This is a genomic window from Bacteroides sp. AM07-18, from assembly GCF_003602695.1.
Taxonomy (GTDB): domain Bacteria; phylum Bacteroidota; class Bacteroidia; order Bacteroidales; family Bacteroidaceae; genus Bacteroides; species Bacteroides uniformis.
In genome coordinates this window covers 68,459-90,812 of record NZ_QTLM01000001.1, presented here as the reverse complement: position 1 = coordinate 90,812, position 22,354 = coordinate 68,459, and the positions used below count along the sequence as shown (strand labels likewise).

The following is a 22,354-nucleotide window of genomic DNA, read 5'->3' as shown; positions in this document are numbered from 1 at the left end:
TCCTTCACCGCCTTTCTCCTAATATTACTACATGAATCTACAATTTATACATTCATTGCATTGGCACCTAAAGCTCCCAATATGGCAGAAGCAACAGCTATCACTACCTTCAAAATTTTGTCCCAAACGTTCTTTTTCATAGTTTTAATCTTTCTAAATCAGTAAATACATCTTATCCTAACGGGTTCTCTCCCTGGTCACCGTCGGAACCGCCACCGGAATTACCACTATCACCGGCATCATCCTTACCATCCGTAACCACTCCCGTCCATTTCTCAAACTCCACACCCTGGAGCAGGGCACGCGTAGTGCCGATGGCAGCCGGGCGCGTGTATTCCGGAGTAAACTGGCAGCGCAAAGCAGTCACCTGATTGGGATTCACGTCTTCAGATTTGACCACTCCCTTACCTCGCGTACGGGCCTTCATGGTGAATGTGCCCAGGCCATCCAGACGCACCGTACGGCTGTTCAGCAACTGGCTCCTCATTACCGTCATCAGGTTACGGATTACATTATGTACGTCACCCGGAGTCAGGGAAGATTTCTCGGCAATCACCTCAGCCAGCTGTTGCGCATCCACAGCTCTTCCCACTTTCTTCAAACTCAGATGCCAAAGTTTGGCACCCTCTTTCGTCGCCAGAGACGACTGTCTTGCATAATAAAATAAAGGCATACTTTCTTTCTCCTTTTTACATTTTTAATTCAACATGGTTTTTCATCTCGTATTGTTGATCAACAATGCAAAGGTGAGGATATATTTGCCTGTAAACAAAGAAAACAGCCTCGCTGAAGCTGTTTTCTGAGATAAGTTCATAAAGTATTGATTTACAAGTCGACAGATTAGGCAAGCCAACTTAATCAAGAAAAGGAAAGCTTATTTCAAATTGATTGATGTAATCCAAAATACCTCTTCATGAAACAGATATAAATAAGACTTAACAAGAGGATGGTACATAGCAGATACCAGTAGCCTGAATCCAAACACATTATATATCCTACGATTATGATTGCCTGCACTGCCATGTAAATAGAAGAAACCATTACATGAGGAATCTTCAGCTCATTCGCCATAATCTGATACAGATGCTTGCGATGCGGTAGTCCGATATTCTCATGAAGCATCAGGCGGTGAATGATAGTCAGTACACTATCCACACCATAAACGGATAAAAGGACAATCCAACTGAAATCTTCCGTTTCAATGATGAGCCTGCCTATCAGGAAAAGAAGGATGAAGGCAATGCTCACCGAACCCACATCACCCGCAAAGCATTTGGCACGCTTGCGGAAATTGAAGAAGCAGAAGACAAGAACGGAACAGATAACGGTATAGATGAAATCCGCTTCCACAAAAGTAACAACCTCCTTATTGATATAGGCCAACGCAGCAAGAATAACCAGAGAACAACCGCCGGTTATGCCATTAATACCATCCATAAAGTTGTAGGCATTGATGATACCCGTACAGACTATCAAGGCTATGACTATCCACCACCAGGACAAGGAGAACAGTCCCCACTGATAAAACATCAAGGCCATGGCAGAGAAATGAAAAAGCAGTCTTGTCATCTGTCCGGTGGATTTTATATCGTCCACGAAGCTGATGAACGTCACCAGTGTCAAGGCAAGCAGGAACCAGGGATATTCAAAGCCACTCGTCAGGAAATAGACCAACGCACCGAAATAAAAGATAATCCCACCACCACGCAAAGTCACTTTCGTATGGGAACTGCGCTCATTGGGCTTGTCGATGATATTGCACCTATCAGCCACCCTAAAATAAAAAAGTTCTGCCACGAATAACAGAACTAAAATTATCAGATAATACATAAATACAAACTTATTTTACTACTTCAAACTGTCTGCAACCTGTTTTAAAGACTCTTCAAAGCTTACCAGCTGATAATCAAATTCCATCTTACTCATCTTTGGATTGTAATAGTAGGTCGCAAACATCTTATTTATAGGCTGCAACACAAAGCTACCCAACCACACAAACGGGTTCAGCAACTTGGTTATCCAAACCTTGTGACCAGCAACCTTAGCGAAGTAACGGACAATCTCCACCGTATCAGCCAACTCGCGATTTTGCGGATAAAACGTACCCTCCAACTCACGTTCAATCGCCTGCTTCACAAACTCAGCCAAATTGTCAATATAGAGCATCGAACGCTTATTGTGCCACTCTGGAAATACCGGAGTCTTACAAGCCAACTTCGCCAAACGAGGGAAATTCCCCTTCGCATTTGGACCATAAATCATACAAGGACGAAGGATACAGATTTTCATCTGATTTCCACCTTTAGTTTTAGCAGAATCTTCCTCCTGATTTTTAACAAGATCCCACAGTCCATTCTCTGCCTGTAACTTCGAGTCACCATAGAACCCATTCGGAGCCGGTTTCGTTTCTGCCGTCAAGACTTCAGCCTTAAGCGACCGGCTTTCATGAAACACTATCTGGCTCGACATAAAGATAAACTGCTTCACGCCCGTAGCCTTAGCATGTTTTGCAATCTCAATCGTTAAGTCACGATTCACCTTATAATAAAGCGGCTCCATTTTCGGATCTGCATTTACATGTGCAATACCAGCCACATGAAAGACCACATCATACTTTGTATAATCAGCCTTCTTCCAGTTGTCGTCCATCGTATCCACCGCATCAATCTGATACGATGAGTCCTTAGACAATATATATTTTCTGACGCTCTCGCCCACATAGCTACCAGCGCCAGTTATTAATATTTTCTTCATTCGTTCAATTAGTAGAGTTTCTCTATTTCTTTCCAAACCAATCGGCTGTCAAAGTTCTCAACGACCCACTTTCGTCCATTTCTTCCATCAATGACATTTTCCTTACGAATCATATCAAGCTTTCTCACCAAATCCTCAGGAGCAATATCCACGAACAAACCTGTCCTACCGTCAATAATCGAGTCACAACAACCTGTTACACGAGTCGTAATGACAGGTTTCTCCATCGCCTGCGCCTCCAACACACCCGTAGGAAATCCCTCACGATAAGATGCGAGTACATACACATTCATCAACGAATAGTAATACTCCATACCGCCATTGATAAAGCCTGTGAAAATAATACGCTTATCATTCTTAATCCGTTCCTGAATGTCCTTAGGCAAAGCATCCCTCACCTCAAACATGCCTACAAGCAACAACTTGCAGTTATCCGCATCCTGCAACCGGTCAAAAGCACGTACCAGTTCAATAATGCCCTTATCACGTACCAAACGACCTGAATAACCAATTACAAAGTTACCCTCCTCAATGCCATACTTTGCTCTCAATGCAGCAACCTTCGTCTGATCAATAATAGCGGGATTGAAGTGATTGACAGTATCCACTCCATTGCATGTACCCTTACCTAAAATGATTTGCTTTTTTGCAGGAGCCAAATGATTTTCAATACTCCTTCTAAGCACAGATGGACTTACACACACCACCTTAGTTGAACAAAACGAAGCCAATCTGTCCACCGTCATCAGTATGAAACGTTTCAATCCATAACTAGTCTCATACACCAATCCATGACGAAAGTAAATGCGATTAGGCACACGCATCAACCAACCCGAAATCATAGCTAGTAACCCACCTTTAGGCGTATGCCCAACAATGATATCAATCTTTTGTTTTTTGATAAACTTGCAGATATTCCGTATCGAAGTAAAATCCTCTTTTATCGAGATACTTCTATTCACAGGAGTCTCAATATACGCGAATCCTTGCTCCTTAGCAAAGTCTGCCAAATACTCACTCGGACTGCAAGCTACATTCATATTATAACCCTTTTCTTTGAAGTATTTGAACTGATCTCCGATGAAATATGGAAGAACGAAATAAATATTTACTACATGTAGAATATTCATTTTTATAAAGCAACATATTTTTACTTACCTTCTTGCCACTTTCTACAATCCTTGAAGAAGCTAATGACAATCATTGTGAGAAGAATCCCTACAGGGAAAGCCGCAATAATGGTTACGCCCTGAAGACTATAGAGGGAATTCTCAGCAAAGAGAAGACCGATAGGAAGAAAAATGAGCAAAAGCGCCCAAAATCCACGAATCTTGCGTGAAGGTTCTTCATCGGCAGCAATCTGTTTGTAACTGTAAGATGAAGTGACATATGTGATGCCATCAAGTGTAGTACTATAGAAAGCAATCATAGTAATCACAAGCAATATCAAGGCAACTGCAGGAAGAGGGAGCGTGTCAAAAATCATCAGAATGGCATCGTACATCTCACCACCATTGCTAATGAAGCCAGTCACATTAAGACCATACTTCATTTGCTGAGCAAGCCCGTAGTTACCAAGAATAATAAACGACATGTAGGTTCCTGCGAGCCCCCAACCAAACGAACCGAAGACCGTGTTGCGGATAGTACGACCCTTTGAAATCAAAGCGATGAAGAAAGGAGTTGCCACACACCAAACAAGCCAGTATGCCCAATAATAGACAGTCCAGTTCTGAGCAAAACCGTTTTCACGAAGAGGATCCATATAAGTAGAGAGACCGATGAAGTTCTGAATGAGGTTGCCCAATGATTGGAAGCCTGTTTCAACGATATAACGAGTTTCACCACCCAAGAAAAGGAAGTAAAACAAGATACCGAAAAACAGATATGAACAGATGCCTGCAAGTTTGCTGATACCAGTCACACCGAAGAGTACGGTAATCGTGTAGATAGAGCAGATAAGCAGAAGCACACAGATGGTGATGGCTGTATTGACCTCAAAACCGAATACCGAACCCATAGCTTTGGTAAGCAGAGGAGTTGCCAACGAGAAGGTAGTAGCAGTAGCACATACCACAGCAAAGATGGCAATCACATCAATCATCTTACCCCAGATACCATCCACTTTATCGCCAAGGAGCGGACGGCAAGCCTCTGAGAAACGCTGTCGTTCACGCTTGCGAACATGCATCATGAAGCCAAAACAAACAGCAAGAATCACATAAAAGCCCCAAGCCAAAGGTCCCCAATGAAATAAAGTGAAAGTAGGAGCCCACATCTGCATAGAGCCCTTTTCTACTACATGAGTTTCTGCGCCATAGAGTGCCCACTCAATAAGTGAGTAAAACATGATGTCGGCTGCCATAGTGGAAGTGAAGATCATTGTACCCCACTTGAAGTTACTGTAAGCAGGCTTGTTTAGATTTCCAAATCTGATGTTTCCATACTTTGGCTTAAGAGCTACATAGAGTGCACAAGCCACACTACCAATAGCAAGTATAGAATAATAGAGTCCGATGGTATCACCCAAAAATCCCCTCATTATATCGACTACTGATTTTGACTTATCGGGCACTATCATAAATACTGCCATCAATGCTATAACTATAGCAAAGGGGATTAGCATCGTGCTCCAATCAATTTTTCTATTTTTGACTTCCATCTGTATACTATCTTTTGATGTTCTTTAAGTTCCTTATCGCGCGATTGTAACGGTCGTATCCGTAGGTCCCAAAGTTATCTCCCTTTGCCTCCTTGATGATTGTCCATTGTGCCCAGAGGTAATCCCAAAGAATCATATAACAGAGAATCTTTTTAAAGGAATTCTTCGGTACATTTCCGTTAAAATACTTGTCAAGAATGTAATCCTGATTTTCTTTCGTAAAGTCTGCTTCTATAAATAGAGCTGCAAAATCTGCCATCGGGTCGTTCATACCTGAGTACTCCCAATCAATGAGGTAGATTGTTCCATCCATTGCCTTGATGAAGTTCTCGTAGAGAGCATCATTGTGACATGGGCAAAGTTCTACACCCAATTCATTTAAATAGCCTTCAAGTGCCATCACCTGCGGACGAACCTCCTCCCATCCTTCATACATTATAGCCTCTGCCTTTTGTATCAACAGGTCGTACTTTTCTATCTCCTGAAAAATATTGAACTCGTTCTTCAGCCGAATATGCGAACCATGAACCGTCTGATAAATCTTGGCTATCTTCTTCATATTGTCATGACGCTGGATAGTAGCGGCATTGAGGGTTTCAGCATTCTCTACAAAGTCTGCCAGTTTAATTCCGGTCTTTGCATTGAAATAGCGAATCTCCGGAGTCACACCCATCTTGCAGGCTTCGATGGCATTAAATTCTTCGTTAGCACGCTCCACCATTCCCTCCGAACCATTTCCTGGAACACGAAGTACATAACTCTTACCTTCGAAATTCACTCGGAAGTTCTTATTGCTCATACCGCCAATCTGTATGATTTCAACCTTGCTGACATCTTCTCCTGAGAAGATGCTCTGCAGATGCATCATCAGGTTATCGTAATCAAACGGATCTTCGCGTCTTCTGAGACGAGGATAAATATCGTTCTGTAACTTCTTAAAATCCTCTTCACAATCCACATCGCCCCAAATGAGATTCTTGAACATTATGACAGGACGATCAAGCGGATCGGTCACATCCATCAGCAGATACTCATAGTTAAGATACGGATTGCTGGCATGCTCCCAGGCTTCAATCAGATGCTTATAAGTGTCCAGGCTGATACGGCTCACACCTATCATCTCACCCTCAAAATGGCACACACGATGGCGATCTTTTGTTATCTTGGTAGCAAAACCATTCTTTGTTTCCATAAAGCACTCGTCGCCCGAACCACTTTCCTCAGTCATTGAGAGACAATTGCCTTCGGTTCTGGCAGCGAGTTCCTCCAGAACTCTTCTGCCATAGAAAGTATCGCTTTCTATAAGCAGAAAATCCTCTTGGATATCATCTTTTGCCAATGCCAGCGAACCCATAGATGCCGTAAACTCATAGTCCTCATTTTTGATGAGTTTTACATCTTCAGCTGCATATTTCTGGAACATTTCAGCTTTGTAGCCCACCACTAACACAATATTACTGAAATGGAGGTCGCGAAGGATTCCCAAAGTTCTGTCAAGCAAGCAAAGACCTTCGGCAAACGGCATCAGAGGATAGGGTATTTCAGAATCCTTCTCACGTCTGGCTGCAAGTATTACGGCAGTTTTCATATTCTCTTAATCTCTACACCTTTTTCGGAATTGTATTCGTATGGGATTTCACCTACCATAAACCGGAAGTGCAGGTAGTCGCCCTTGTGCCTGATATTCTTAAAGGCATAAACATCTGCCTCTTTCACCTCAAGCTGTTGGCAAATCTGCTTAACTACCGACGAACATGTATCATCTTTATAGCTTTCGTCAAACTGGCGCAATTCGTCAAGCGAATCAAACTCAAGAATCTCCCCTTCCTTATAGCGGTTGATTCTCATCTTTGGCAGTTGGTCTATATAACGGATATAGACATCCTCCCAATAGCCTTGCTTGGTTTCTTCGTTCTTGTATTCCTCAATCATAATCTTACGGAAAGCCTCCGAGAACTCATGATTGAAAAACACATGCCCTACCATATACCAAGCATCACGACCGCCAATCTTTACTTCGGTAATCTGACCGTTGTCATTGGTGGTCAGACAATATTCACCAGTTTCGCCTTCTGCATAGAGAGCAGAATAATAACTTTCAGCCGATTCCTTTACGAATACATTATCTGGGAAATAGTTATCTGAACTACACACGAACGTATTATCCAGTTTTTCGATTACACGTATTACTGACGAAGTATTGTTGTAACAAGCATAATCTTCGTTGCACACAATGCTGACGCCATACTTCTTCTTGAGATAGGCAAACATTTCTGCCTTATACCCCACAACGAGAGTGATGTCTTCAATGCCAGCCTCTTTCAACTGACAAATCTGGCGCTCAATGAGCACCTCACCTTTCACCTCCAGCAATCCTTTTGGACGTTCAACAGAGAGTGGTACAAAGCGCGATGAAGTACCCGCAGCCATAATGATGGCATTACGTTTTGTCATTAGAATGAGATATTTGCAATGAAGTTGATGTATGGCTTATCAAAAACCGGATTGTAGATATACTCTGCACTCAGAGGAAGCGTCCATCCATTTTTGAAGTTTACATTATAAGTATATTTCAGGTCGATGTTGCAGACTGCGAATTTCTTTTCGTAATTGGTGTAACAAGACCTAGTTGGTGTCATACCAACAGCCAGCGAGATGCGGTTGTTATTGAGGAAATCGTAATAAGTACCAATCTCCAGATAGGTAGAGTATGCCTGCTTCAGATTGCCATCGGCATCCTCGTATTTGTCATCATCGCCTGCAAAAAAATTACTGGCAGTAATCCAAAGAGGTACTCTCTCAGGAGTATAGGTGATGCAAGCCTCTAACCAGTGACCATTGTGCTTACCGCCAAAGTACTCATCGCCCTTACTTCCAATAGTAGGGTAATAATAGTCGTTGAAGGCAACGGTCAAGCCCTTCCAAGTATAGCTCAAACCAAGGTCAACCTCTGCATATTTACCATTAAAAGCATAACCACCCATGGCGTATACATAAAGACCATTCCAACTATAGTTCACACAAGGGAAAAGCACAGGTGCAGACTCCTCAGGAATCATCTCCATACCTCTCCACATATACTTGGTCTGAAGATCAAGGCCCAAGTGGAAGTTCGAAGCCTTTAGCTTTGCGCTCCAGTTGTTCCTTGCAGGAAGCCCAGCCTTTGCTACTGGAGTTGATACGGTTTCCTTAACAACAACCTGTGCGATATAGACTGTATCATGAACGTACACGACTTCCTGTGCGAAAGAAGCAATCGAAATTGTTAGCAATGATAATGTAAGAAAAAACTTTCTCATTTCTACTGTAAATATTTATCACTAATTATATTATTTTCAATATTTCCTGATTACTAAGTGGTCGTTCAATAGAATAAGTTTTTTTGCTTCGCATTGCCTTTTCATTTATTACGATATTATCTGTCAAGACTCTATTTAGAACAATTCCAGTAAAAAAAACGCCAAAATAATCCAAAGGGAACACTCTTTACCTGAACTTCCACTATTTTTCTGCAGGTACCCTTATACCATTTATAAAAATGTTGTAAGAGACGTTATTCTTTGAACAGAATGAGTGAAGAAACATTCCATGAGGGACGGCCTCAGTTTGGTACTGAAAATAAAATCTTTCAAGAGCTTCGCTATATACATAAGTGTTAGATTTTATTTCCTACAAAGATATAGATAGCATTTTGAAGCCCTAATTTGAGTGCTTACTTAAATATATATGTCAGCCTATTTTAAGCACTTAAAAAACAAATGATTAACATTTTCATAATTGCAATACTCTACATAGACGGCATATATCCAAACAGGCTCTAAAAAAGAAATATTATTTCTCCCCTATTTTGGTATATTTATATCCCATTTTCTCTATATCAACTCTATTCCAAATATTTCGACCATCCACAATCACTTTCCCCTTCATCACTTTATCAATAACATTCCAAGCAGGTAAACGGAACTGTCTCCATTCTGTCATTAATAATAATGCATCTGCTCCGTCCGCACAATCATAAATATTAGAAGTATAAGTCACTGAATCACCTATTCTGCGTTTACATTCATCCATGGCAATGGGATCAAATACTCTAACTTGAGCTCCGATTTTCAATAATTTATCAATCACGACCAATGCCGGTGCTTCCCGCATATCATCAGTTTCCGGTTTAAACGCAAGACCTAAAAGTGCAATAGTCTTTCCTTTCAAACAACTTTCAGAAGCCTGTTTCAAGGAATCTTCAGCGGATATTAAAGCTACAAGTTTTTCATATACGATACTCTTCTGCTTCTCATTAACTCGTTCTACAGCTTCAATTATTTCCATGTGGTAACCATTCTCAACACCTGTATGTATCAATGCTTTAACATCTTTTGGGAAACAACTTCCACCATATCCACAACCTGCATAAAGAAATTTTTGTCCAATACGGGCATCTGCTCCAATTCCTTTACGCACACTATCCACATCAGCCCCTACCCTTTCACAAAGGTTTGCAATATCATTCATAAATGAAATGCGTGTTGCAAGCATTGCATTGGCTGCATATTTAGTCATTTCTGCACTGGGAATATCCATAAAAATCACCCGAAAATTCTGAAGCAGAAAGGGTTTATAAAGCTTAGTCAAGATCTCTTCCGCCCGCTTACTTTCTATTCCAATAACTATGCGATCCGGACTCATAAAATCCTTAATGGCAGCACCCTCTTTCAAAAATTCCGGATTACTTGCTACATCAAATGGAATTTGCAAACCTCGCTTGTCCAATTCTCCTTGAATAGCCATTTTTACTTTTTGAGCAGTGCCTACAGGAACTGTGGACTTTGTTACAAGTATAGTGTATTTATTAATATTCCTTCCAAATTCACGAGCTACCGCCAATACATATTGCAAATCAGCAGAACCATCTTCGTCAGGTGGCGTTCCCACTGCTGAAAAAACAACTGCCGCCTCATCAATGACATCTGATAAATTTGTCGAGAAGTTCAGACGTCCATATTCTACATTACGTCGTACCAACTCTTCTAATCCAGGTTCATAAATGGGCATCTCACCATTCTTCAACTTTTCTATTTTATCTATATCAACATCAATACATGTTACCCGAACACCCATTTCCGCAAAACATGTACCGGAAACCAATCCTACATAGCCTGTGCCTACAACTGCTATATTCATAATTACATTATTTTATAAAAAAAATACCTTATACAAGAAAAAAACATCCAAAAAGAAAAATTTCTCAATCCAAACCGATATTCTCTATAACGGAAGAAATGCTTTTGCCAAAATGTCATATTCTCACCATTTTTACAATAGAATTTATAAAGTCCCAGTTTCCTATTTGCCAATTTCGTAATAGAAGGAGCTTCTTTATCCACATGTATAATCTGAAGAATATCCGTCAGATATATAGCCTTTGGTTTAACTTTAAGCAAACGTGTCCACATATCCCAATCTTGATTACAAGGCATCTCTACATCAAAACCATTTGCTTGAAGTATCAATTCTTTTTTTACCAAAACTTGATTTCCCACCACATTACACCACAACAAATCATATAGAGAGAAACACCGATCTTTAAAAAAATAGCGAACAATCTTCTTTCTATTTTTCTCATCACAAATTACCCCGGCAGAACATACAAAAGCCACCTCATCCGACATCGCAGCCATCATTTTCTCAATTCTCTCCGGCACAAATTCATCATCATCATCCAACCCTGCAATATACATTCCATGAGCTTGGCTTATTCCATAATTACGAGCAGCACAAGCTCCCCGATTAGGATCTGGCAATGCATAATAAAAAAGATTATCATTCTTCTCTATCAACTGCCCGATTTTTTTTGCAGTATCATCAGAAGAATGGTCATCCACCACGATAATCTCTATATTTCGATAAGATTGGTTTATAACAGAATTAACGGCTCTTATCACATTATCCTCACGGTTGTGTGTTGTGACAATTACACTCACTAATGGTTCATTCATAACTATTCGAAAGGATATAAATACTCTTCCAATTCTGATTCTATAAATTTTATTTTCTCAAGTTCCTTAACATACATAGATTTCTTCCAAAGCATTGTATTGTTAATCGATCTTGAAGGCATGAACTTGGGATCTTTACTATGCAGTTTCTCATCAAGATTCAAAAAATGATTTACACGCTTTGAAAATTCATCGTAATGATAAATAGCGTCTTCGAAACGAATTCTCAATACATTTTCCGAATCTTTTTCTCGATTGATTTGTTCACGCTGTTTACGATATAACACCACAAATTTATTTACATCCTTAGGTACCCAACCCTCACCCCAGCGCACAACATTTTCCAAATAATAATCACGAGGATCACGATCAACCACTATTGCTTTCATCTTTTCAAAATAATCGAAATAACGGTTGATGCCAGTAGGCGGTAGCAATTGATCAAAATAAATATAATCATATTTATTAGACGGATCTATTACTTCACACAATGCTGTGAGATACCATTTCACACATTCACAGAAATATACTTTTGTTGGAGAAGAAAAATACATATCTCGATGCGGAATATAGTGCGCAATATACTTACGGTTTCCACCTAATAATCTCATGAAATGAGGATAGATTTTATATAAAAGATAAGACTTCCATCGAGGCGCCATCACCAAATATTCTCCCCAAAAACCATCCCATGTTACATCCAACAGTTTCGATAGGAAATCATAAGATATTTTTTTAAATTGCCCATGGAAAAATTGTTCATATCTCTTATTAAAAATATCGCCCGCTTGCCATTCCACATAATTGATGAAATTCTGAATAGCAATATCAGAATTCAATCGATGATAACTATTCACCAATGTATCTTCCAACGAAGTTACTCCACCAAAATCTTGAAGAAATCTAAACTCAAAATCACCGAAATTATTAATATTCTCAAATTCTGATAAATAATCGGTCACTACACCCGACCCTGAACTTCCAAAGCTAGCGCACGATACTATTTTGTAATCTTTCATTAACACTACATTTTATATTAATATAGATTCAGTAAAAAGGCTTCCACTCTTTCTAATATCACTTCCGGAACAAACTGTTTACTTTTCTCCAATGCCAAATCTGAATATTTTCGATACATTTCTTTATCGGAAAGTATGCGATATATATTTTCTCCCAATGCCTCGAAATCATCAATAGGAGAAACAAGCCCATACTCACTATTACCCAATATCTCACGTACCGATGTGTCCGATGACACTAATGGAAGTCCAAAACTACCCGCTTCAATCAATACGGTAGGTAATCCTTCTGAAAAACTGGAAAAAGCGAACAAATGTGCTGCTGCATAATAATTCTGAGGTTCTGGCTGGTTACCCTCGAAAAAGCAAACATCTGCCATTCCATTCTCTACAGCAAAAATTTTAAGTTCCTCTTCAAGTTCCCCTTCACCTACCATCAACAAATTACACGAATAATGGTATTTTTCTCTAATATATGCCATGGCCTTGATGAGGCTTTTATGGTTTTTTTGAGGAGATAACCTTGCTACCATCAATACAAAATCACCATATTTATCTCTCAATTCACTTATCTTCTGTTCATTCAAAGGTTTCTGTCTTATAAAAGAAGGATTATAAATTTTTTCAATATTCAGATGAAGGAACTTATTGAAAAACAAGACCTCTTTTTGACAAACATCGGTCAACACCACCAGATTCTTTATTTTCATATATAACCTTTCAAAACCTGGTACAATTACCATATAAGAATAAAGCCCCCCATGCAACCAACAACACTTCTTTTTCGCTTTCAGAAAGTCATATGCAACAAAAGACAGATCATTCAAATGACCAGAGAAAGCAATCGCCACATCATATTTTCTTCGAGGTGTTATGATGCATTTATAACCAAACAAAATAATCCTCAACAATAAAAAGATTATAGGAAAAGCATATTTCCCCCACCAATATTGCTTGGCAACCCTCCAATACGCTTCAGGGCAAAGTGCCAAAGGCAACGGCATATTTTTTATTTCACAATCTTCAGGCAATTCATTGACTATTTCATCCGTTTTTTTAGGATTCAGAATATAAACATCCACTTCATAGCCACGTGATTTTAATAAATGGATATAATCTATCCCCACGCGCTGAATGCCTCCATAAAACATAGAATCAAAAACAAAAGCAATTTTCATTTCATCTAAATTTACTAAATATTATTTCCGAAAAGATGTTTCTAACTCCATAGCCCTATCCGCATCTTCTATACGCTGCTCCACTATGTTTTTCTGATTTTTGTCAAAACGATGAAATATATCAGTATATGGATACCAATGATGATAAAATTTCAATCCACTTCTCACATAAGACAAATCTCCTGCATAATAATTGGCATTAGGCAATATAGGAAGGGTGAAAAAAAAGACAAAAGCCAATAAGTTTTGCGGCAAGCGTAAACGGTATAAAGCATCAACATAATAAAGTAACATATAAAAAACGATATAATTTATCATACGTCCCGCAATAGCAGTATTGGCAACCATTGTTGTAGCAATGAAAAAATAAAGCATATAAATGGGGTCATATTTATCTATTTTGCCAAGCAACTTCTTTCTATTGTAATAAACTAAAATAAATGGAAATAATACATACTCAACAAACCGTAATATTTTCCCATTAATGTTCATGCCCAAACCTTGATAATATTCAAACTTCTGAGCAATAAGAGGATTGACAAATAAATAAGAAAATATATCGTTCAGATACCCCCATAGCAATATATTTCCCACCAACATTAAAAATATATTCAGATAAGAGAAACGGATATACCGACAAAAAGGATAAAGAAACAATATAAAAGCAGAAGAATGGAATAAAAATGCTATTGATACAACCAAATAGTACTTACTCCATTTCTTATCAATATAATAATCTGATGCAAAAAGGAAACAAATGACAGCCAATGATTCACGTAGAATTTCTGTATTAAAATATAAATATTGATATAAAAAATAAAAAAGCACTACTGTAAAACGATATTTCGTTTTCTTCCAAATAAAAAAGAATACAAAGCCATTCAAAAGGACAGCATGTACAAATTGAAAAAATATAAAATCATCATAAACCGTTTTAATAATAGAATTTAAAAGTAACCAACCAGGATCAAAAAACACGTAAGAAAAGAGATTCATTTCATCCCCCAGTTTCGGATAAAAATCGAAATATCGAATATATCGCACAGTATCTCCCCCTACCACATAACGACATCCCATTATCAAAACTGCCAGTATAAGCAATAACTTATAAGACAGAACAAGCCCTTTCTTTTTTTTGCAGATATCATAACGGAATACAAAATAAAGGGTTAGAGTTAATACGAAGAAATAAATCATAGCATAATCTTCTTATATCGAGTATATGCACTCATAAAAAACGGTATATATAACAATAATAAAGTAAATACACATATCCATTTCATCCCCAATGTAAGATCCCCTCCAAGCATTACATATAAAGATAATGCTAAAACCGGCATTAAAGTAAACAATAATAACCTCCAATGAAAATCCACTCTATATAAATATTCTGTAGTTATCAAACTAATGGCACATAAAACAGCATTTGCTAAAAACATTGAAAAGGCAACTCCTGGCAAAGCAAAAAATCGAACTCCCAAAAACAAAGTTACTATATTAACAATCAATGACATAAAAAAATTAATCGAAATATATTGAGTTTTCTGCACAATTTTAGGCCCTACATTTACTATCTCTGTCAATACCAGAAAAGAGATGCTCAATCCTAACATACCTACATATTTAGACGAGTCCAAATATTTATCATCAGCCATAACCTTTATCAAATCTTGTGAAAAAACGGTAATACATGATACTAAAAAGAACAATGGCGGGGATAATAAATCCAACATACTTTGTATCATCTTTTTATGATTTTCCTTTTGCAGAATCTTAAATAAGAATTGATTCCAAGCCATCATAAAAGTTTGTTGAAACAGTTGCATAATCGACCCGAACTTCAATGCCATTGAAAAAATTCCTAAAGTATATGTATCCAAGTATCCTAATATAAAGAAACGATTAGAAGAAGAGTTTATAGAAACTCCTACACGTGCTGGGAACTGTGGAATTGCATATCGTAAAGACTTCAGAAAAGCTGTTTTTGAAAAAGAGAACGCTAACAATTTGCGAATAAAAATCAAGGATAATACAGAAGAGAAAAAAACAGCCAAGAGTTGAGACATGAAAAAACCTTGCAAGCCCATACCTGAAAATCTCAAAAAGACAAACATCAAAGCTATCAACAATATGGATTTTATAATCACGGAAGTTGCAAATAAAAAGACCTTATTTTCAAACCTTAATAGAATTAAAGACAATGTTGAAAGTGCTGAAAAAGGCATTTGTATCGCAGCTATTCTGAAAGCATATGCATACTGAGTATTTTCACACAATAAAACACTTAATGTTTCCGCATAAATACATACCAACAAAACAAGCAATAGCACCAATAAAAGTATGACAGAAAATATAGTAAAAGCAAAAATTTTTCTCTCTTTACTCTCATATTCATAATAATATCTTTGTAACGATGTCTCCAATTGCAAAAAGGCAAATATCAACACAACACCAATTGTCGTTTGTACAATGTCAATTACCCCAAACTCAGCAACAGTAAAAGTTGAAGCATATAACGGGATTAAAAGAAAAGAGCATAGCCGCTCTAAAGCAACGGCAAAACTATATGAAAAAAAATTCAGAATCAATTCTCTCATTTTCCAAAACGTCTTAGCCAAGATTGATATGTATACTTTTCCACTATGCTCGAAGATAAAGGAACAATATCCTTTTGCAAAAAAGCATCCAATTCATCCCATGAATCCATATCAATAATAAATATATTATTCGGATCATAAAAATCCGCTTCTTTCACTGACTTTTGATTTGTAATTAATTTCTTTCCGAAAAAAAATGCTTCCATTACCCTTAAAGTATAACCGCTTTGTCCTGGTTGGGCTATATCCAATAAAATATTTGACTTACTTACATAATCCAAGTATATTTCATATTCCAAATAAGGAAGTCGCTGCGATTTAGGCAATGTTTCGTCAACTACATAAAACAATACATTCATATTTAGAGATATGAATTTCTCACGTAAGGTATTCAACAACGCTCCTCTTCCCTTATTTTGACCACAGAACAATACATCATACTCTTTTCTCCCAATCTTTTCAGGAACCAATTCCTTTAAATAGAAAGCTGTATTATATTGCATATTCCAGCGTTCACAATCTGCCTTATCAAAAGACCATAACTGACATCCCATTTTCCACAAAACAGAGGGCAAAATTGAGTTTTTCGCAGCAATAACAGGATTCCAATACCAAACTATAACTTTACCATGCATCATTTTTTTACATACATATTTGATTACTCCATATGAATAATCATGATTGTAAGCAAAAATAATTACGCATTTATATGTATTTAATTTCTTTTTCCAATTTCCTAAAAAGATAGCTATCAATTTATTATCCAATATACCCAAACTCTTTAATACCTTTTTCAATATTCGAGTAATTATTCCCATATTTTTATAGGGAGCACAAATGTCCACATTGTTATTCCCCATATATTTTTCCCATATAGGAAATGGCGTATATAATACCAAAAAATCCTTATTCATTTAACAAATCTATTTCTCCTTTTCATTTATTTACTACCATAGCTGGAACACCAACCACAGTACATCCAATAGGCACATCATGAATAACCACAGCATTAGCACCAACCATACTATCATCCTCAACAATAACACCTCCTAAGACACATGCCCCACACCCAATCATAACATTATCTTTTATAACAGGAACCCCTCTATTATTTCTACCTGCTATTGAAACATTCTGATATATCTTACAATTATCTCCAATTATAGCATCTTGATGAATCACACATCCCAAGCCATTATGGACAAACAAAGTATTCCTTCCTATTTGTACACTAGGAGGCAGTTCACAAGAATAAATAACTCGAATTAAACGAGATATAAATCCTGGGAAAAACGGTATTTTCTTTTTATACAAATAGTGCATCACACGATACAAACGCATTAAAGAGTTCTTTTCCATAAGTGGTGTTAATACTCAATTTAGAGCATATCCTTTTTATAAGGCACCAGAATGGGTGCCTCACAAAAAATTGCTATTAAATTCGATTGATTTTTAACTATTGGCATACAGCCAAGTCTATATTTTGCGGTGCAAGACTCAAAAAATCTCTGCAACCGTTAAAAATTCCGGTAAAAAATTTGCCAAGATAATCCCACGTGGACCTGCCTTGCAGCTTCACCGTGCTGATTATGCTATGGTATACGGCGGCAATCTCAGCCCCCTCGTCGCTGCCGAAGTGCAGCGAGTTCTTCCGTTTGGTCGTAAAGGGACGGACAGCACGTTCTGCAAGATTGTTAGAGATCGGATAACGCCCGTCCTTGATATAAGTGAAAGCCTCCTTCCAAAACTTATGGAGATAATTAAGGGCCTCACGCATATAACAACTTTTCTGCTCCTCCTCACTTTTCAACTCCTGCAAAAGGTTCGCCCGCAGATTTATCATCACCTCCATGGTCGGCAACCCCTGCCGTCGCCGGGTACGTTCCCCGTCGGTGATCATCTCCCTGTCGTACTCCCTTTCAAAACGGAAGAGACGGTTGATATTGTCAAGGAACACATCAGCCCTCTTGTCGCCACCTTCCATCCAGGCCTTCACGAACTTCGCCCGCACGTGCGCCAGACAGACCTGATGGTCCGTATCCTTATACCTGTGGGTTTTCAGCTCGTCACCGATAAAGACATAAGCGTTATAGCCGTCCGACATGAGAGCCTTCAACTCGGCGTCACCTAAAAAGTTCGTCAGCACGTCACGGCCACGCGAACCGTCCTCGTAGAAGAAGATCACCACACGTTCAGCCTTGTTCACCAGGACCCACATGTAGCATTTCTTGTAACGGTCATATTTACGGACCTTGCACCACGTCTCGTCACAATTGACAACGGCATCCTTCTCCAGCGCGATACGCTTAAGTTCCAACACCATACGGTCGAGGTATTTCCTGCCTTTCTTCAGCCAGTTGCGCAAGGTGTTCTCCGATACGGTCATTCCCATATCCCCAAGCCATTGGTGCAGCAGGCAGAAGGTCACGTTCTTCACGTATACCTCATAGGCGATGGCCTGCAGGAACCCAGGAGTTATCTTGGTACCGTCAAACCGAGTTACCACCTGCGGGTGTCCTTCCTTGGGGAAATACCCCCAGCGCGGCTTGCGGCCCTTCTCCACGTACTGTACCATCTCGAACTGTTCTTCCACAAGGCGGATGTCCAGACGGAAGGTCCTCACAAGCTTGCGGTCAAGGATACGCCCGGGAACCTTGGAGAGATCCGACAAGTGCCTGACAGGAGTTCCGTTCACGCCCATGGTACGATAGGTTTCCGGACGGTTGCAGAGATCCCTCGGATTCGGAGAGGAGGGGTGGGATTCCTGTGTTTCCGACTCCGGTATGGAACGGGGATCCAACGATTCGTCCGTACCGTCAAAGCCATCTTTCTCATTCTCACGGTCAACCGGATCATCATCACTACCGGAATCATCCTTCTTTACGGACTGTTTCTTCGATCCGAAACGCTGCTTGCGGGCGGATTTGAGTTGCTCCTTCAGTTTTGTAATCTCCTGTTCCAGGGATTTACGCGATTTGCGTTCTTCCTCAAGAAGGGATTGCGACTCATTTAATTTTTCCAGCATCCGGTTGGAGCGGGATAACTCTTTTGTCAGATCCTCCAAAACCAGTTTCATCGCCCGGTTATCCAACTCAGCGTTCTCCAGACGCTCGATAAGGTATTCCACATAGCGGTTTTTCATTTCATCGGACATATTCTCACAGCGGTTAAAAACACGACGAGAGAAGGTCTCCCGAGACAGAAGCTCGCGTTTCTGAACTATAAACTGGCGTAATTCGTCCGTATCCATATCCTGCTTTTTGTGATATAAAGATACAAAAAAAACTTGATATAACCATATAAATACGGAACATAATCATCTTATCTTTAACGATTTAATTACGGGATTCTCCAACAGGAGGACCACGTCCTTCCAGTCTATCCGGCAGGCGACCTCGTTACCTTCGTCATCCTTGATTATACGCATAAACTGATAGCCCGAAACAAACTTCTTCTCGAAAAGACTATACGAACGGTTATCATAGGCGAACAGCCGAACGATACGCCGGTCTTTAGACATCACGATATAAATGTCACCGTCTGAGGGCTCACGGTGCAACTGTTCACGGATGACAGACAGAACACGGGAATGCTTACAACGCATGTCAGTAAAGCCACGCAGGTAATAGAAGCGGTTCATGCCGGTCACACTCAACATAGCACCTCCAGCTTTTGGATCAGACGGTACAGACCAGGATAATCCAGATCTTTTTGGAGGATATGCAGACCATTGCTCAAGGTTAGATCCAAGCATATACGCACGGGAAGCACACGCGCCCCTTGGCACGGATTCCGGTGATTGTTCCCTGCCTGCGGGGAAGGAATGTCCTTCTTGACCGGGTTTTCCACTGAAGGAGAAGACGGAACGGAATCCGAGGGCGGAACCGGGGGAACACCATCCACCTGAACTTCTACTATTTTTCTGCGGGTATCCTTGTACCATTTATGAAAAAGGTTGTAAGGAACGTTATGCGTTGAACAGAATGACTGAAGAGACACACCATGAGGGACGGCCTCCGTTTGGTACTGAAAATAAAATCTTTCAAGATCTTCGCTACTATACATAATTCGGAAATTTTAGTTCGCAGCGAAGATAGGTATTTCATTTTTGAGCTCTAATTTGAGTGCTTACGAATGGTCATCAAATGGGAACATTGCGAGACGCTTAGTCTTTCACTTCCTCCCACGGATAAGGATTCTCCATCACATTCTGAAACTCATCAACAGCTTCCTGCTGTTCGGCGGTCAGCAATGCAGCATTCCAAGAGGCAATGATGGAGTGAGCTTCATCTGCCAAAGGCTCATCGAAAACCTCTCCATAACAAGCAGTGAGCAGACGGAGCTTCAGCAAAGATGCGGGAAGAGTATCCAGAATATCCCAACAACGGTTCAGAACCTCCTGCACATGCTGCTGTTTCTCACCGTGGTCGACAAACGAGGCACTGTAACCCATTAAAAGAGCGAGACATACATTGGCTTGTTCCTCCACTGTAGTGCCCCAAGTGCCGGAATTATATAAAGTTGTAGTCAAACGATAAACTTCACCATTACGACGCGACAAGTCATCACTATAAATAGGACTCCCGTCCATACCCAAATACATCAGATCGTGCGCAGCACGCTGAAGGAGGAGTGCTTCTTCTAAAAGAGACATATTATTTCAGATTTATGATTTTAGATTCTAAAGAGGAAAAAAGATACTTCGCCACATCCTACATAGTGATCGTTATTTGATCACTTCTATAAGGTCCGGATGGATAGTGGCCATGGCAAGAGCAATGACACCTTGTATCTCTATAACCACACGGCGGTCACGTGCCCCCTTTACTTTCAGAAAAATACCCTCCTGACCTGCAAAGTCACCACCCGTAATACGGACTCTAGTTCCCTTCGACAGATTCAACTCTTCGGGCTGGAAATAAAGCAAATGGTCGTTATAGGTTCCGGCAACGGCGATGAAGCGCTGCATCTCATGGTCGGGAATAATTATCTTCTGACCACTGCGGGTATCGGTTATATATTGCAAATAAGTAATTTGAGACTTAACACGCTGTACGTCGGAAGGACGTGCATGGACAAAAACCAGATTACGGATGACGGGAACCAAAGTACGGACTTTCTTACCCTTACGGATACTTACCTTATATTGCATGGGGACAAAACAGCCGAGGCTCTCCTTCTCGAGAAGATGCACCGCATCAAGCTCTCTGCGGTATGTGGCACGCATGGCATGCCAGACTTCAACCTCGTTATCCGTTTCCATTTTCGTTGTTTTGTTCACAAAAGAGTGTTCCTCTGGGGCTTTGAACCCTCGGTATATACCTGGTATCCAATCATTTGCGAGCACCCTATGTAAAATACAGCAAGCATTGTGCCCTTCTTGCCAACAGTTTTTTTGCAGTTCGTCATTACCTTTTGGTAAGAGACTATAAACGAACGGATTACAAACAAAAAGCGTTTTTTAAACGTTCGTTTTTTGAACGTCAAATTTCAGGAAATGAAATAGGGAATAAGTTAATAAAAGGGAATGGAAATTTTAAATATTAAATAAGATACTTAATACACTGAATTACTGTATATTAAACTGGAATATGATGGGCTTTCCAAAATATTTTTATTAAACATTTTGAGGATATAAAAAACAGTCTTATCTTTGCGTCCATTAAACGAACGTTTAAAAAACACTTCCAAGTCAAAGTCATTTCCATTTATATATCAACGCATTAACCCATCATAAAGATAAAACCCAGCTTTTTATCTCCATCCTTACTCCACAAAAACAAAAAACTTGATATACCTTTGCATTTATTTTACAAACTACAGTAATTTTAATTATTAACCCAAAAACATTAGAAAATGAAGGCAAAAGAAACACTCCAAAGTAAGGAAAAAAAACAAAAAGAGACACCCTTAAAACGGATGTAAAGCACGGCATATCAGCTCCTAAAGCAGGAGTAGGACGTCCCTCAAGCGGGGAGGTTATAGGAATACTGCCACAATATAGGAAAGAAGTCATTAAAGACATCATCCTATGGAAAAAATCAAGATACTTTATAGAAGAAAAGCCGACAAGCAACAAGGCATTGGCACAATGGGCATACTCACATTTCGACTTTAGAACGCCAGACTATAAAAGACTGTCAGAAAACAC

The 22,354-nt window shown here is 39.4% G+C and carries 22 protein-coding genes and 1 pseudogene; all 23 read right to left on the bottom strand.

The window, feature by feature from the left end:
* Nucleotides 1–44: 44 nt before the first annotated feature.
* Complete coding sequence (locus tag DW096_RS19240; RefSeq protein WP_005828262.1) at nucleotides 45–140, bottom strand: smalltalk protein; 96 nt, start codon at nucleotides 138–140, stop codon at nucleotides 45–47.
* A 32-nt stretch (nucleotides 141–172) separates the two neighbouring features.
* Nucleotides 173–673: an HU family DNA-binding protein gene (locus DW096_RS00415; RefSeq protein WP_009036934.1), complete on the bottom strand. Its 501-nt coding sequence runs from the start codon at nucleotides 671–673 to the stop codon at nucleotides 173–175.
* A 206-nt stretch (nucleotides 674–879) separates the two neighbouring features.
* Complete coding sequence (locus DW096_RS00410) at nucleotides 880–1,830, bottom strand: glycosyltransferase family 4 protein (protein WP_119958422.1); 951 nt, start codon at nucleotides 1,828–1,830, stop codon at nucleotides 880–882.
* Between the two features lie 18 nt (nucleotides 1,831–1,848).
* The gene (locus tag DW096_RS00405; RefSeq protein ID WP_009036932.1) at nucleotides 1,849–2,754 is read right to left on the bottom strand and encodes an NAD-dependent epimerase/dehydratase family protein; all 906 of its coding nucleotides are present in this window, start codon (nucleotides 2,752–2,754) and stop codon (nucleotides 1,849–1,851) included.
* 8 nt (nucleotides 2,755–2,762) lie between these two features.
* A complete protein-coding gene (locus DW096_RS00400; RefSeq protein ID WP_009036931.1) occupies nucleotides 2,763–3,884 on the bottom strand; it encodes a glycosyltransferase family 4 protein in 1,122 nt (373 codons plus the stop codon).
* A 20-nt stretch (nucleotides 3,885–3,904) separates the two neighbouring features.
* Nucleotides 3,905–5,380 (bottom strand): BCCT family transporter, encoded by a 1,476-nt coding sequence (locus DW096_RS00395; RefSeq protein ID WP_255342435.1) that lies wholly within the window; start codon nucleotides 5,378–5,380, stop codon nucleotides 3,905–3,907.
* Nucleotides 5,381–5,423: 43 nt separating this feature from the next.
* On the bottom strand, nucleotides 5,424–7,004 hold the full coding sequence (locus tag DW096_RS00390; protein WP_009036929.1) for a phosphotransferase: 1,581 nt from the start codon (nucleotides 7,002–7,004) through the stop codon (nucleotides 5,424–5,426).
* Nucleotides 7,001–7,870, bottom strand: a complete 870-nt coding sequence (locus DW096_RS00385) for an NTP transferase domain-containing protein (RefSeq protein ID WP_009036928.1) — start codon at nucleotides 7,868–7,870, stop codon at nucleotides 7,001–7,003. Before DW096_RS00385 ends, DW096_RS00390 begins: the two co-directional genes overlap by 4 nt.
* Nucleotides 7,870–8,715 carry a hypothetical protein gene (locus tag DW096_RS00380; protein ID WP_133303531.1) on the bottom strand — a complete coding sequence of 282 codons (846 nt, stop codon included), beginning with the start codon at nucleotides 8,713–8,715 and terminating at the stop codon, nucleotides 7,870–7,872. The genes DW096_RS00385 and DW096_RS00380 overlap by 1 nt, the downstream gene beginning before the upstream one ends.
* 176 nt (nucleotides 8,716–8,891) lie before the next feature.
* Nucleotides 8,892–9,082: pseudogene (locus tag DW096_RS19690) on the bottom strand (hypothetical protein); the annotation flags it as partial.
* A 165-nt stretch (nucleotides 9,083–9,247) separates the two neighbouring features.
* Complete coding sequence (locus DW096_RS00375) at nucleotides 9,248–10,594, bottom strand: UDP-glucose/GDP-mannose dehydrogenase family protein (protein ID WP_009036926.1); 1,347 nt, start codon at nucleotides 10,592–10,594, stop codon at nucleotides 9,248–9,250.
* Nucleotides 10,595–10,596: 2 nt separating this feature from the next.
* Complete coding sequence (locus DW096_RS00370) at nucleotides 10,597–11,409, bottom strand: glycosyltransferase (protein ID WP_009036925.1); 813 nt, start codon at nucleotides 11,407–11,409, stop codon at nucleotides 10,597–10,599.
* A gap of 2 nt (nucleotides 11,410–11,411) precedes the next feature.
* Nucleotides 11,412–12,428 carry a hypothetical protein gene (locus tag DW096_RS00365; RefSeq protein WP_009036924.1) on the bottom strand — a complete coding sequence of 339 codons (1,017 nt, stop codon included), beginning with the start codon at nucleotides 12,426–12,428 and terminating at the stop codon, nucleotides 11,412–11,414.
* Nucleotides 12,429–12,445: 17 nt separating this feature from the next.
* Complete coding sequence (locus tag DW096_RS00360; RefSeq protein WP_034528727.1) at nucleotides 12,446–13,606, bottom strand: glycosyltransferase; 1,161 nt, start codon at nucleotides 13,604–13,606, stop codon at nucleotides 12,446–12,448.
* 21 nt (nucleotides 13,607–13,627) lie between these two features.
* Nucleotides 13,628–14,803, bottom strand: coding sequence for an EpsG family protein (locus DW096_RS00355; protein ID WP_120028626.1), 1,176 nt, complete (start codon nucleotides 14,801–14,803; stop codon nucleotides 13,628–13,630).
* Complete coding sequence (locus tag DW096_RS00350; protein ID WP_009036921.1) at nucleotides 14,800–16,203, bottom strand: lipopolysaccharide biosynthesis protein; 1,404 nt, start codon at nucleotides 16,201–16,203, stop codon at nucleotides 14,800–14,802. The genes DW096_RS00355 and DW096_RS00350 overlap by 4 nt, the downstream gene beginning before the upstream one ends.
* Nucleotides 16,200–17,117 (bottom strand): hypothetical protein, encoded by a 918-nt coding sequence (locus DW096_RS00345; RefSeq protein ID WP_009036920.1) that lies wholly within the window; start codon nucleotides 17,115–17,117, stop codon nucleotides 16,200–16,202. The genes DW096_RS00350 and DW096_RS00345 overlap by 4 nt, the downstream gene beginning before the upstream one ends.
* A gap of 22 nt (nucleotides 17,118–17,139) precedes the next feature.
* Nucleotides 17,140–17,562, bottom strand: coding sequence for a serine O-acetyltransferase (locus DW096_RS00340; protein WP_009036919.1), 423 nt, complete (start codon nucleotides 17,560–17,562; stop codon nucleotides 17,140–17,142).
* Between the two features lie 97 nt (nucleotides 17,563–17,659).
* Complete coding sequence (locus tag DW096_RS00335; RefSeq protein WP_120028625.1) at nucleotides 17,660–19,453, bottom strand: IS66 family transposase; 1,794 nt, start codon at nucleotides 19,451–19,453, stop codon at nucleotides 17,660–17,662.
* Between the two features lie 66 nt (nucleotides 19,454–19,519).
* Nucleotides 19,520–19,861: an IS66 family insertion sequence element accessory protein TnpB gene (tnpB, locus tag DW096_RS19235; protein WP_120028624.1), complete on the bottom strand. Its 342-nt coding sequence runs from the start codon at nucleotides 19,859–19,861 to the stop codon at nucleotides 19,520–19,522.
* Nucleotides 19,855–20,268, bottom strand: coding sequence for a hypothetical protein (locus DW096_RS19500; protein ID WP_009036915.1), 414 nt, complete (start codon nucleotides 20,266–20,268; stop codon nucleotides 19,855–19,857). The genes tnpB and DW096_RS19500 overlap by 7 nt, the downstream gene beginning before the upstream one ends.
* Nucleotides 20,269–20,368: 100 nt before the next feature.
* On the bottom strand, nucleotides 20,369–20,857 hold the full coding sequence (locus DW096_RS00320) for a UpxZ family transcription anti-terminator antagonist (RefSeq protein ID WP_005828187.1): 489 nt from the start codon (nucleotides 20,855–20,857) through the stop codon (nucleotides 20,369–20,371).
* 72 nt (nucleotides 20,858–20,929) lie between these two features.
* Nucleotides 20,930–21,466 (bottom strand): UpxY family transcription antiterminator, encoded by a 537-nt coding sequence (locus DW096_RS00315; RefSeq protein ID WP_009036914.1) that lies wholly within the window; start codon nucleotides 21,464–21,466, stop codon nucleotides 20,930–20,932.
* Between the last annotated feature and the right edge of the window lie 888 nt (nucleotides 21,467–22,354).